The sequence below is a fragment of the Halomonas sp. B23F22_3 genome (assembly GCF_043496965.1).
Lineage (GTDB): Bacteria > Pseudomonadota > Gammaproteobacteria > Pseudomonadales > Halomonadaceae > Halomonas.
Map to the genome: position 1 here is coordinate 240,324 of NZ_JBIEKG010000005.1, position 13,048 is coordinate 253,371.

General features: G+C 70.0%; 10 protein-coding genes. 3 read left to right on the top strand and 7 right to left on the bottom strand.

The window, feature by feature from the left end; all coding sequences use genetic code 11:
- Positions 1-12: 12 nt before the first annotated feature.
- Positions 13-2,310: a DNA internalization-related competence protein ComEC/Rec2 gene (locus ACGTNG_RS13145; RefSeq protein ID WP_394577506.1), complete on the bottom strand. Its 2,298-nt coding sequence runs from the start codon at positions 2,308-2,310 to the stop codon at positions 13-15.
- 121 nt (positions 2,311-2,431) lie between these two features.
- Here ACGTNG_RS13145 and ACGTNG_RS13150 point away from each other — a divergent pair, with 121 nt between their 5' ends.
- Positions 2,432-2,974, top strand: a complete 543-nt coding sequence (locus ACGTNG_RS13150) for a DUF2062 domain-containing protein (protein ID WP_394577507.1) — start codon at positions 2,432-2,434, stop codon at positions 2,972-2,974.
- A 63-nt stretch (positions 2,975-3,037) separates the two neighbouring features.
- Here ACGTNG_RS13150 and ACGTNG_RS13155 read toward each other — a convergent pair whose 3' ends face one another.
- Entirely contained in the window at positions 3,038-3,775 is a 738-nt protein-coding gene (locus tag ACGTNG_RS13155) for an ABC transporter ATP-binding protein (RefSeq protein WP_394577508.1), read from the bottom strand.
- Complete coding sequence (locus tag ACGTNG_RS13160) at positions 3,768-5,009, bottom strand: lipoprotein-releasing ABC transporter permease subunit (RefSeq protein ID WP_394796986.1); 1,242 nt, start codon at positions 5,007-5,009, stop codon at positions 3,768-3,770. The genes ACGTNG_RS13155 and ACGTNG_RS13160 overlap by 8 nt, the downstream gene beginning before the upstream one ends.
- Positions 5,010-5,152: 143 nt before the next feature.
- Between ACGTNG_RS13160 and ACGTNG_RS13165 the strand changes: the two genes are divergently transcribed.
- Both ACGTNG_RS13165 and ACGTNG_RS13170 read left to right on the top strand, forming a co-directional pair.
- Positions 5,153-6,208: an agmatine deiminase family protein gene (locus ACGTNG_RS13165; RefSeq protein WP_394796987.1), complete on the top strand. Its 1,056-nt coding sequence runs from the start codon at positions 5,153-5,155 to the stop codon at positions 6,206-6,208.
- A gap of 221 nt (positions 6,209-6,429) precedes the next feature.
- Positions 6,430-7,332: a carbon-nitrogen hydrolase gene (locus tag ACGTNG_RS13170; protein WP_394796988.1), complete on the top strand. Its 903-nt coding sequence runs from the start codon at positions 6,430-6,432 to the stop codon at positions 7,330-7,332.
- A gap of 125 nt (positions 7,333-7,457) precedes the next feature.
- On the opposite strand, the gene ACGTNG_RS13175 is transcribed toward ACGTNG_RS13170, so the two are convergent.
- The 4 genes from ACGTNG_RS13175 to ACGTNG_RS13190 form a co-directional block, all read right to left on the bottom strand.
- Positions 7,458-8,405: a Nudix family hydrolase gene (locus ACGTNG_RS13175; RefSeq protein WP_394796989.1), complete on the bottom strand. Its 948-nt coding sequence runs from the start codon at positions 8,403-8,405 to the stop codon at positions 7,458-7,460.
- A gap of 83 nt (positions 8,406-8,488) precedes the next feature.
- On the bottom strand, positions 8,489-9,706 hold the full coding sequence (argJ, locus tag ACGTNG_RS13180; protein ID WP_394796990.1) for a bifunctional glutamate N-acetyltransferase/amino-acid acetyltransferase ArgJ: 1,218 nt from the start codon (positions 9,704-9,706) through the stop codon (positions 8,489-8,491).
- Positions 9,707-9,758: 52 nt separating this feature from the next.
- Positions 9,759-12,494, bottom strand: coding sequence for a preprotein translocase subunit SecA (secA, locus tag ACGTNG_RS13185; protein WP_394796991.1), 2,736 nt, complete (start codon positions 12,492-12,494; stop codon positions 9,759-9,761).
- Between the two features lie 69 nt (positions 12,495-12,563).
- The gene (locus ACGTNG_RS13190; RefSeq protein WP_394796992.1) at positions 12,564-12,920 is read right to left on the bottom strand and encodes a hypothetical protein; all 357 of its coding nucleotides are present in this window, start codon (positions 12,918-12,920) and stop codon (positions 12,564-12,566) included.
- Positions 12,921-13,048: the final 128 nt, after the last annotated feature.

Genomic DNA, 13,048 nt, shown 5'->3' on the forward strand with positions numbered 1-13,048 from the left:
CGCGGGCCGGCATCAGTGGCGCGATTCTAACGCAAGGCAGCCGCCTCCGACACCGCCGCGCCACCCGGCGGCCGGCCGCTCGGCGATGAGTTCCGGGCGTGCCGAGTCGCCGAGCCAGAGAGTCACGGCGCCGTCCTGGGCGGTGCTCCAGAGACAGCTGCCCACCGCGCGGAAGCGGCGCACGACGCGATCCGCCGGATGGCCGAAGGCGTTGTGGCGCGCCGCGCTGAAGATGACGTGGCGCGGGGCCAGGCGCCGCACCAGCTGAAGCCCGGAACTGGTGGCGCTGCCGTGGTGGCCCGCCACCAGCAGCGTGATCCCCGGCGCCACCTCGTCGAGAAAGCGTCGCTCGGTCTCGCGACCGACGTCTCCGGTGATCAGCAGCCGCTGGGCCCCCGCGCTGACCAGCAGGACGCAGGAGCGATCGTTGGCGGAGAGCCCGGCGGTCTCGCGAGGCGGCCAGAGGATGCGAAAGCCGACGCCGTCGCGCTGCCAGCGGCGCCCCGCCGTGCACGGCCTGGCCGGCAGGCCCAGGGCCTCGCCAGGGGGCGAAAGGACGCGCCCCACACGATGCGCATCGAGCAGCGCCGGCAGGCCACCGGCATGGTCCCGGTCGGCGTGGCTGACGATGAGGTCATCGAAGCGCTGGCCCGGCGGCCACAGCGCGGCCAGCGGCATGAAGCCCGAGGCGAAGCGCGGCCCGGTGTCATAGAGGGCGCGATAGCCGGCGGTGCGCAGCTCGATCAGCTGGCCCTGGCCCACGTCATGCACCCGGACCCGCAGCTGCCCCTCGGCGAGCACCGGCGACGGGGCAGGCAGTCCCAGCGGCACCAGCATCAGCGCCAGCGTGGCCGCCAGGCGCAGCCGCATCGTGAGGCCCGGCAACGCCCACGAGAGGCCGGCCAGGCCCAGCGCGAGGCCGAGCGGCACCACCCACGACGTCGCCGGCTGCCACAGTGGCAGCCGGGCGACCACCAGTTCGAGCAGCGCGGCCAGGGCCTCCACCAGCAGGGCGAAGAGATCCCAGCAGAGTGCCGAGAGCGGTGGCAGCCAGGCGGTGAGCCAGCCGAGCAGTCCCAGGGGCACCAGCACCGCGCTGACCAGCGGCACGGCGATCAGGTTGAGCAGCGGCGCCGCCGGGGCGAGCCGCTCGAAGGCCAGCAGCACGGCGGCCCCCATCAGCGGCGCCAGCAACAGCTGGGTGCGCACCAACGCCCACAGCCATCCTCGCAGTCCCCGCGGGCGGGGTCTGCCCTGCCAGATCAGGATCAGCATCGCCACGGCGGCGAACGACAGCCAGAGACCGGGGCGCCAGGCCGAGAGCGGGTCGACCGACAGCACCAGGCCCAGCGCCAGCCACCAGGCCTGCCAGGGGCCGGGCGCGTGTCGCCCACTGGCCACCCAGAGCCCCACCAGGGCCATGATCATGGCGCGCAGCGCGGGCGGCTCCAGGCCGGCCAACACGGCGTACCCCACCGCCGAGGCGGCGGCGACCCACCAGGGCCACACCACCAGGCGCCAGGCCGCGGGGGTCACCAGCCGGGCCACGCCGCGCGCGAGCCACAGGGCGAAGGTCGCCACCAGCCCGACGTGGAGGCCGGAGATCACTACGAGATGGGTGGTACCGCTGGCGTTGAGCAGCTCCCAGTCGGCCCGCTCCAGTCGCTCGCTGGCCCCCAGGGTCAGCGCCGCCAGCCAGCGCGCCTGGCGACCCGACGGCGCCTGGGCGTCGAGGTGCTCGAGCGCCTGGCGGCGCAGCGAGAGTCCGGCCTCGGCTAGCCTGACCGGTGGCGGGTCGCGACGTACGTAGCCGCTGGCCTGGATGCCCTCCCGCCTCAGCCAGGCGCCGAAGTCGAAGGTATCGGGATTGGCGAAGCCGGACGGCGGGCGCAGGCGCACCGTCAGCGCCCAGCGCTCGCCCGTCACCAGGTCGGGGGCCTCGAAGAAGGAGAGACGCACCCGCGTGAGGTCGTCACAGGCCGGGACGCCGCTCGACAGCGCACGGCATTCGTCTACCGCCATGACCACCCGGGCGAGATTCGCGTCGCGACGCACCGAGGCGAGGCGCCCCTCGAGGTGCAGGTCCTGGCGGGTCAGGCCGGCGGGGAGCTCACCGCCGCGCACCGTGAGCAGCTGCGCGGCGACCACGGCCAAGATCACCAGCCCCAGCGCGAATCGCGGGCGGCGCCCTGCCAGGGCCATTAGGAGGGCGAGGGCGAGCAGCTCGGCGCTTCCCGGCAGGGCAAGATGCCCTCCCAGCACGCCAACCAGAACGGCGAGCGCCAGGGGAATGGCCAGACCAAGCGACATGATGTCATCCCTGAACGGCGGGCGGACCCTCGCCCTCCGTCGCGTCGGCGAGACGCATCATGGCGAGGCAGGTGACTTCTATGGATAATAGCTCGGGTTTCGACGCCGCGAGCTCGTCTTCATGCCGCGCAGACTCCTGCAGCGCTACCTGCCCCATCCCGACGCCCTCCGGCGTCGGCGTTCCCTACGTATGGTCGGCCATCTGATCGGCAATCCGTCGCTGTGGGTGCTGACCCGGCGCAGCGTGGCCAACGCCTTCTCCGTGGGGCTGTTCAGCGCCCTGCTGCCGATCCCCTTCCAGATGCTGGTGGCCGCCATGGGCGCCTGGCTGGCGCGCTGCAACCTCCCGCTGTCGATCGGCCTGGTGTGGATCACCAATCCGCTGACCATGCCGCTGATCTTCTTCGGCAACTATCGCCTGGGCGCCTGGCTCTTGGACACGCCGGTACGCCCGGCCCCGGATCGCATCTCCACCCAGTGGATCGCCGAGCAGCTCGTGGAGATCCTGCCGGCACTGGCGCTCGGGTCGCTGGTCGCGGCGGTGGTCACCGCCGCCCTGGCCAACCTGGCGATCCGCCTGATCTGGCGCTGGCAGGTGTCACGCAGCTGGCGTCAGCGCACGCGCCGACGCCGCCGCTCGCGAGAGGCCCCCCAGGAATCGTGACGTGCAACGCAGGCGGCCGGCGCCAAGGCGCCGGCCGCTGCTGCATCGCGCCACCGAGCGCGTTCAGGCGTGGGGAGGCTCCTCGACCAGGCGCCCGCCGTCGAGCTTGAGCACCCGATCCTGGTGGGCGGCGAGCCCCGGATCATGGGTGACGATCACGAAGGCACAGGCCGCGCTGGCCGCCAGCTCATCCATCAGCGAGAGGATGCTGCCCGCGGTGGTCTGGTCGAGGTTACCGGTGGGCTCGTCCATCAGCATCAGGCTGGGGTCGGTGACCAGTGCCCGGGCGATGGCCACCCGCTGGCGCTCGCCCCCGGAGAGCTCACCCGGCTTGTGATCGGCCCGATCGGCCATGCCGACGCGGGTCAGCAACTCCCGGGCGCGCTCCTCGGCGTGGCGCTTGCGCTGGCCGCGCACGATCAGCGGCAGGGCCGCGTTCTCGAGCGCCGTGAACTCCGCCAGCAGGTGGTGAAACTGGTAGACGAAGCCGATATGGCGGTTGCGAAAGCGCCCCAGGTCGGCATCGTTGAGCGCCAGCAGCGACTCGCCGGCGATGCACACCTCGCCGCGACTGGGCTGATCCAGCCCGCCCAGCAGGTTCAGGAGCGTGGTCTTGCCGGAGCCTGAGCTGCCGACCACGGCGACCCGCTCACCGGCCTGCACCTGCATCTCCAGGCCGTCCAGCACGGTCAAGTCCCGCGGCCCCTCGCGATAGACCCGGGTCAGGTCGCGACACTCGAGCATCACCCGTCCCGCTCGGCTGGCCGCATCGGGGCGTGGCGTCAGGGTCGCATCACTCATAGCGCAGTACCTCGGCAGGCTGGACCCGGGCGGCCCGCCAGGCCGGATAGAGGGTCGACAGGAAGGTCAGGATGAAGGCCGCGGAGACGATGTTGCGCACATCGGACCAGATCAGGCGCGACGGCAGATCGCTGATGAAGTAGACGCCGGCATCGAGGAAGTGGATGCCCAGGGTGCTCTCCACCCAGCCGATCAGGTCCGACACGGTGAGCGCCAGCAGCACACCCAGGGTGACCCCGACCAGGATGCCGATCACGCCGATCGCCAGCCCCTGGACGATGAAGATGCCCATGATCGAGCGCGGGGTGGCGCCGATGGTGCGCAGGATGGCGATATCGGCCCGCTTGTCGGTGACCACCATCACCAGGGTGGAGACGATGTTGAAGGCCGCCACGGCGATGATCACCGTCAGCAGCAGCGCGATCATGCGCTTCTCCATCTGGATCGCCTGGAAGAGGTTGCCGTGGGAGTAGGTCCAGTCGAGCCCCCGGTAGCCGGCGCCGAGCTCGTTGATGATGGCGCGGGTCTCGCTGCCGGCGGCAAACAGGTCATCGAGCTCCAGGCGCAGGCCGCCCACGGCGTCGCCCAGGCGCGCCAGGGTCTGCATGTCCTCGATATGGGCATAGGCCAGGGCCGCGTCCAGGTCGGCGCCGACGCTGAAGATGCCGCTCACCGTGAAGCGCTTGAGCCGGGGGAACACCCCAGCCGGGGTGATCGAGGCCTCGGGCACCAGCAGGGTGACGCGATCCCCCACACCCACGCCCAGGCGGCGAGCCAGGATCGAGCCCAGCACGACGTTCCACTCACCCGCCTCCAGGTCGTCGAGGCTGCCCTCGCGCATGTTCTCGTCGACGATCGACACGCGACTCTCCCAGGCGGGGTCGATGCCGTTGACCATGGCACCCTCGTTGCGACCGCCCACCGAGAACATGCCCTGCTGCTCCACGTAGGGGGCGGCGCCGATCACCCGCTCGCGCTCGACGAGGCGCTCGGCCAGGGACTGCCAGCCAGTGAGACCGCCCGGCGACTCGATCTTGGTATGCGGCACCATGCCGAGCACCCGGGTGCGCAGCTCATGGTCGAAGCCGTTCATGACGGAGAGCACCAGGATGAGCACCGCGACCCCGAGCATGAGGCCCAGCATGGAGGTCAACGAGATGAAGGAGATGAAATGGTTGCGACGCTTGGCCCGCACGTAGCGCAACCCGATCAGAAAGGGGAGACGGTCGAGCATGAGAACGTTCCTTGTCAGCGGGCGCCCATGGTACGGTTTTTTGCCCGCGCCTGCATCGCCGCCATCGACCGCTTGCGTGATCATTGCATCATTGACGACGGCGGCCTACATTGCGCCGTCACGACCCGCACGAGACTCGCCCCATGGCCCATCGCATGCTCCCCGAATGGCATCCCCAGGATGCCGTGCAACTCACCTGGCCCGCTGCCGACAGCGACTGGGCGCCTCTGCTCGAGCGTATCGAGGCGACCCTGGAGGCCATGGTGGTGGCCATCGCCCGCCATCAGGCCGTGCTGATCGCCGTGCCGGACGCCGCCACCCGCACCCACCTGGCCCGGCGGTTCGACTGCCTGGGCGTCGACCCCGCCCGCCTGCGGCTGATCGTCGCCCCGGCCGATGACACCTGGGCGCGCGATCACGGACCACTCGCCGTGGCCGGGGGCGACGCGCTGCGGCTGCTCGACTACACCTTCACCGGCTGGGGTGGCAAGTACGCGGCCGCCCGGGACAACACCCTGACCCGGCGTCTGGCAGAGGCCGGCGCCTTCGCCTGCCCCGTCACCTCGAGCGAACTGGTGCTGGAGGGCGGCGCCATCGAGACCGACGGCGAGGGCACCCTGCTGACTACCGAGGCGTGCCTGCTCAACCCCAACCGCAATCCCGAGCTCGATCGGGCGGCCATGGAGGCGAGCCTCAAGCAGGACCTCGGCATCACGCGGGTGCTGTGGCTGACCAGCGGCCACCTGGAGGGTGACGACACCGACAGCCATGTCGATACCCTGGTGCGCTTCTGCGACCCGGCCACCCTGGCCTACGTGCGCTGCGACGACCCGACCGACCCCCACTATCCGGCGCTCAACGCCATGGAGGCCGAGCTCAAGGCTCTGCGCCGCACGAACGGCGAGCCCTACCGGCTGGTGGCCCTGCCCTGGCCGCGCGCCTGCCACGACCCGGTGGACGGCCACCGCCTGCCCGCCACCTACGCCAACTTCCTGATCATCAACGGTGCCGTGCTGGTCCCGACCTACGGCGACGCCGCCGATACCCGGGCGCTTAGCGCCCTGGCCGAGGCTTTCCCGGACCGAGAGATCGTTCCCATCGACTGCCTGAGCGTGATCCGCCAGCACGGCAGCCTGCACTGCCTGACCATGCAGCTGCCCCGCGGCAGCCTGGGGACCCAGGCGGCTGCCAACGCTTGAAACAAGAGGCGCCGGGGACAGGTTGTAGAGGGGTCCTACGCCAGGGGTGAGGAGCATTGCTCCGAACGGGCTGACCAGGGATGGTCAGCACCGGACCTGCAAGCGGAGCAGGATGCGAGAGCGTCGCAGGCGCTGGTAGCGTACAGGGAGGTATTCACAGCGCCCCTCGGAAAGCTGTCACCGGATCAGCCTCGAGAAACACCTAACGTGGAGAGTTCATCATGTCCCGTCATCTGAAGGTCGGCCTGGTCCAGCAGCCCGCCTGGCCCGACAAGGCCAGGAGCCTCGACGAGAGCGAGGCCGGCATCCGCGAGCTGGCAAGCGCCGGCGCCCAGCTGGTGATGCTCCAGGAGCTTCACGCCACCCACTACTTCTGCCAGACCGAGGACACCGACGTCTTCGACCTGGCCGAGCCCCTCGACGGGCCGACCGGCACCCGGCTGGCGGCGCTGGCGGAAGAGCTCGACATCGTGCTGGTGGGATCGCTGTTCGAGCGCCGCGCGCCCGGTCTCTACCACAATACCGCGGTGGTCTATGACCGCGATCGCGGCCGCGTGGGCCACTATCGCAAGATGCACATCCCCGACGACCCGGGCTTCTACGAGAAGTTCTACTTCACCCCCGGCGACCAGGACGAGGGCCGCGACCAGGGCTTCACGCCGATCGATACCTCGCTGGGTCGGCTCGGCGTGCTGGTCTGCTGGGATCAGTGGTACCCGGAGGCGGCGCGGCTGATGGCACTCGCCGGCGCGGAACTCCTGCTCTACCCCACCGCCATCGGCTGGCATCCGCCGGACGACACGCCGGAGAAACGGCGCCAGAAGGAGGCCTGGACCCTGATCCAGCGCAGCCACGGCGTGGCCAACGGCCTGCCGGTGATCGTCGCCAACCGGGTCGGCCACGAGGCCGACCCGTCCGGGGCCACGCCGGGCATCGACTTCTGGGGCGGCAGCTTCATCTGCGGCCCCCAGGGCGAACTGCTGGCCCATGCCGGCGAGGAGGCCGAGCGCATGCTGGTAACGCTGGACATGACGCGCAGCGAGGAGGTGCGACGCATCTGGCCCTACCTCCGGGACCGGCGCATCGATGCCTACGGGGACCTGGTGCGTCGCTACCGGGACTAGCCGCGCTTCCGCAGAACCGCAAGCTGACAGCCCAGCCGCATGGAGTCACGCCCAGAACCGCAGAGCCCGAGGCCATGGCCTCGGGCTCTGCGGTTCGCTTGGCGCTGGTCGTGCGGTGCGGGTAGCTACTTCCAGAAGTCGCGGATCGAGGCGATCCCCTGGGCGCCCACGGCGCGGGCATGATGAGCGTCGAAGCGGGTCATGCCGCCCAGCGCGAAGACCGGCATGCCGGCGTGCTCCACCAGCTGCTGGAAGTCGTGCCAGCCGATGGGGGGCACCTCGGGATGCGAGGGCGTGGTGCGCAGCGGCGACAAGGTCACGAAGTCGCAGCCGATGCGCCGCGCATGGTCCAGCTGCCGGCGATCATGGGTCGAGGCGGAGAGCCATTTGGCCTCGGCCACGGGGCGACGCTCCAGGCTCATCAGCCGATCGCTGGTCAGATGGACGCCGTCGGCGTCCACGGCCTCGAGCAGCGACGGCTCGCCGTTGAGCACCAGCCGTGCGCCCCGCGCCCGGCAGAGCTCGAGGGCCTGCTCGGCGCGCTTCAGGTAGTCCGCCTCACCCAGCGACTTGGCGCGCAGCTGCACCAGGCGCACCCCATCCTCGTCGAGGGCGCGCACCAGGCACTCCTGGAAGCGCGACTCGTCGGCCTCCTCGCCGGTGATCAGGTACTCCGTCGGCAGCATCACCGCCCGCAGGATCGGCAGGTTGGCCGCCGGGAAGGGATAGTTCACCAGCTCGCTCATCGGCACCCAGCGCACGGCCTGTCCCTCGCGACCGAACGGCTCGCCGGCGAAGTCGTGCACCTGCCAGACGTCCAGCAGGATGTGCTTGTCGGAATACTCATGGTGGATGCGAATCAGCGGCTGAGCGCGCCGGATCTCCACGCCCAGCTCTTCGTGGAGCTCACGCTTGAGCGCTTCCAGGCCGGTCTCGTAGGGGGCCAGCTTGCCGCCGGGAAACTCCCAGAGGCCGCCATGATCGACGTTGGAGGGACGACGGGCCAGCAGCACCTCGCGGCCGTCGGCACTGATGATGGCGGCCGCCGCCACGTGCACCCTTCTCTTCACCATTGCGTTCATTGACTCCTACCCGCTGTTCCGCGCGGCCGTGGGCCGCGGGGGATTTCTGTCTGACTGCCGACCGAAGGGTTCGGTCAGCTACGATAGTCGGCGTTGATGCTCACATAGTCGTGGGACAGGTCCGAGGTCCAGACCGTGGCGTGCTGCTCCCCGCGCCCCAGGGCGATGCGGATCTCGATCTCCTCGCGGGCCATCACCGCGCTGCCGGCCGCCTCGGCATAGCCGGGCGCACGACCGCCGTTCTCGACCAGGCGAACCTCGCCCAGATCGATGGTGACGCGGTCGACGTCGAACGCCTCGACGGGGGCCCGCCCCACCGCGGCGAGGATGCGCCCCCAGTTGGCATCGGAGGCGTAGAGGGCCGTCTTGACCAGCGGCGAGTGGGCCACGGTGAAGGCCACGTCCAGCGCCTCGCGACGGCTGCGCGCCTCCTCGACCCGCAGGGTGACAAACTTGGTCGCGCCTTCGCCGTCGCGGATCACCGCCTGGGCGAGCTCGGTCATCACCCGGAGGAGCCCCTCGCGAAAGCGCTCGAGCGCCTCGCCATCGGCCACCGCCGCGCCACGCCCGGTGGCGATCAGCAGGCAGGCGTCGTTGGTCGAGGTGTCGCTGTCCACGGTGATGCAGTTGAAGGAGCGCTCCACCGCCTCGCGCAGCAGCCGGTCGAGCAGCGACTGCTCGATGGCGGCGTCGGTGGCCACGAAGGCGAGCATGGTGGCCATGTCGGGGCGGATCATGCCCGAGCCCTTGGCGATGCCGTTGATGGTCACCGTCGCGTCGCCAAGCGACAGGGTGACGCTGGCGCCCTTAGCCCGGGTATCGGTGGTGAGGATGCCCTCGCCCGCCGCGCGCCAGGCGTCTGACCCGGCGTCGAGGGTCTGCACCGCGCCGGGCAGGCCCGCCAGCAGCCGCTCCATGGGCAGCGGCTCGCCGATCACCCCGGTGGAGAACGGCAGCACGCTCGTCTCTTCCACCCCGGCCAGCCGCGCCAGTTCGGCGCAGGTGGCCCGGGCATCCCGGAGCCCCGTCGCGCCGGTGCCGGCGTTGGCGTTGCCGGTGTTGATCACCAGGTAGCGCGCCCCCTCGCCGTCCGCGAGGTGCTCACGGGCCACCGTCACCGGCGCCGCACAGAAGGCGTTGCGGGTGAAGGCTCCCGCCACTCGGGCCCCCTCGGGGACCTCGATCACCACCAGGTCGCGGCGATCGGGCTTCTTGATGCCGGCCATGGCGGTGCCCAGCCGCAGCCCCTCGATCACCGGCATCTCGGGAAAACGTGTCTCGCCCACTGCCATCGTCTCGTCTCCTATAGCGGCCGGGGCGTGCCCGGCCGATCGCCTCAGCCCATCAGCTCAGCTTGCCGCAGCACTGCTTGAACTTCTTGCCCGACCCGCAGGGGCAGGGATCGTTGCGCCCCACCTTGGGGCCCTCGCGGCGCAGCGGGCGACCGTCGGCGCCCGGTGCCGGCGCAGCCGGCGCCTCGTCACGCGCGTCGCCGGCCAGGGCAGGCTCGTCATGGCGGCTCGCCGCCGTCGCCTTCTCGCGCTCCAGCGCCTCGCGACGCTGGCGCTCGAGTTCCTCGACCTCCTCGGGACGACGCACCTGAACGTGGCTCAGGATGCGTGTCACGTCGGCCTTGATGTTGGTCAGCAGGTGCTGGAACAGCTCGAAGGATTCGCGCTTGTACTCCTGCTTGGGGTTCTTCTGGGCATAGCCGCGCAGGTGGATCCCACGACGCAGGTGATCCATGGACTGCAGGTGCTCCTTCCAGCGGGTGTCGAGCACCTGGAGCATCGCCTGCTTCTCGAAGCGGCGCATCAGGGTCTCGCCGGCCTCGGCGACCTTGGCCTCGTAGGCCTCGCGATGCATCGCCTGGAGCCGCTCGCGCAGCTGCTCCTCGTGGAAGCGATCGTCCTGCTCGGCCCATTCGACGACCGGCGCCTCGAGGTTGAACTCGCTCTTCAGGTGATCTTGGAGGCCGGCCAGGTCCCACTGCTCGGGCAGGCTCTGGGGCGGCACGAAATCGCTGATGGCGAGATCCAGCACCTCCTCGCGGATGCCGGCGACGTTGTCGGAGATGTCCTCGGCGGCGAGGATCTCATTGCGCTGCTCGTAGATCACGCGACGCTGATCGTTGGCCACGTCATCGTACTCGAGCAGCTGCTTGCGGATATCGAAGTTGCGGCCCTCGACCTTCTTCTGGGCCCGCTCGACGGCGTTGGAGACCATCTTGTGCTCGATCGCCTCGCCCCGCTCCAGCCCCAGCGCCTGCATCAGCCGCTGGACCCGGTCGGAGCCGAAGAGCCGCATCAGGTTGTCTTCCAGCGAGAGGAAGAAGCGCGTCGAGCCCGGATCGCCCTGGCGGCCAGCGCGACCACGCAGCTGGTTGTCGATGCGCCGGGATTCGTGACGCTCGGAGCCGACCACGTGCAGGCCACCGGCCTCAAGCACCGCGTCGTGACGCGCCTGCCACTCCGCCTTGAGATGCTCGAGCTCCGACTCGGAGGGATTCTCCAGGGTGGCGGCCTCGGCCTCCCAGTTACCGCCGAGCACGATGTCGGTACCGCGGCCGGCCATGTTGGTGGCGATGGTCACGGCGCCGGGGCGGCCGGCCTGGGCGATGATCTGCGCCTCGCTCTGGTGCTGCTTGGCGTTGAGGACGTTGAAGGCCATGCCGGCGCGCTTCATCAGCTCGGCCAGGTACTCGCTGGTCTCGATGGAGGCGGTACCGACCAGCACCGGTCGACCGGCCGCGGTCTGGGTCTGGACATCCTCGATGATCGCCTCGAACTTCTCCTCGGCGGTCAGGTAGACCAGGTCATTGAGGTCCTGGCGGACCAGCGGCCGGTTAGTGGGAATGACCACCACGTCCAGGCCGTAGATCTGGCGGAACTCGAAGGCCTCGGTGTCGGCGGTGCCGGTCATGCCCGAGAGCTTCTCGTAGAGGCGGAAGTAGTTCTGGAAGGTGGTCGAGGCCAGGGTCTGGCTCTCGCGCTGGACCGTCACGCCCTCCTTGGCCTCCACCGCCTGGTGCAGGCCCTCGGACCAGCGCCGACCCGGCATGCTGCGACCGGTGTGCTCGTCGACGATCACCACCTGGCCATCCTTGACGATGTAGTCGACGTCGCGGTGATAGAGGTGGCGGGCGCGCAGCGCCGAGTGCATGTGCTGCAGCAGGTTGAGGTTCTGGGCCGCGTAGAGGGAGTCGGTCTCGCCGAGCAGGCCCTGCTCACGCATCAGCGCCTCGACCTTGTGGTGACCGCCCTCGGTCAGCTCCACCTGCTTCTGCTTCTCGTCGAGGGTGAAGTCGCCGCTCTCGGGGTCCTCCTCGTCGCTGCACTGCTCGAGGTGGTGGGCCAGCCGGTCGACCACCTGGTAGAGCTCGGTGTTCTCGTCCACCGCGCCGGAGATGATTAGCGGCGTGCGCGCCTCGTCGATGAGGATCGAGTCGACCTCGTCGATGATGGCGAAGTGCAGGTCGCGCTGCACCTTCTCCTCCAGCGAGAAGGCCATGTTGTCGCGCAGATAGTCGAAACCGAACTCGTTGTTGGTGCCGTAGGTGATGTCACAGCCGTAGGCGTGGCGCTTCTCCTCGGGCGTCTGGCCGGCGTAGATGACGCCCACCGACAGGCCGAGATATTCATAGAGCGGGCGCATCCACTCGGCATCGCGGCGGGCCAAGTAGTCGTTGACCGTGACCACGTGCACGCCCTTGCCCGGCAGCGCATTCAGGTAGACGGCCAGGGTCGCCACCAGGGTCTTGCCCTCGCCGGTCTTCATCTCGGCGATGCGGCCCCGGTGCAGGGTCAGGCCGCCGACCATCTGCACATCGAAGTGGCGCATACCCATGACCCGGCGGCTGGCCTCGCGCACCGTGGCGAAGGCCTCCGGGAGCAGCGCATCGAGGGACTCCCCCCCCTCGAGGCGCTCGCGGAAATGGTCGGTACGGCCCTTGAGGGCGGCCTCATCGAGGGCCTCGTGGTCGGCTTCCAGGGCGGTCACGTCCGTGACCTGGCGGTTCATGCGCTTGACGTCGCGGTCGTTCTTCGAGCCGACGACCTTGCGTAACAGGTTATTGATCATGAAGGATCCAGTGGCTGCGTATGATGTCGCATCGCGGGCAGCGGCCCGCGATCTCTCCGGGGCGGCAATTCAGCCGAGGGCGGGAGGGCCACGACGCGACAGGACGTCGTGGGCGGCCACCGGAACACTGGGGGGCGAAGGACGCGGAAAGATCCGTCTCGTCGCCAGCGGCCAGCCCATCCGGCGACGGACCCAGCGCCCCAGGGCGCGCCGGCGTGCCTGGAGGCGGGAGCGCACGCGCAGCAGCACGGGCACCAGCATGCTGACCTGGGCGGCCCGCTCGACGGGACGCAGGGATTCCAGCTGGGCGAGACCCGCCGGCAACAGGCAACCCACCAGCAGACCGGCCAGCCACCAACGCGTCGCGCGGCGCATGCGCCGCGAGCCCTGGGGGCCGGCGCAGTTGTCGGTGATGGCGGCGGGCATGCTGTCGAGGGCCTCCGGTGCGTGCTAGGCTCTGGCTGTTCAAGGTCCGCCTGGATGATGGCGGCCGACGGCTAACGTCAGGGCTTCGACCCCGAGAATCAAGCAGATGAGTATAAAGGTTAAGCGGT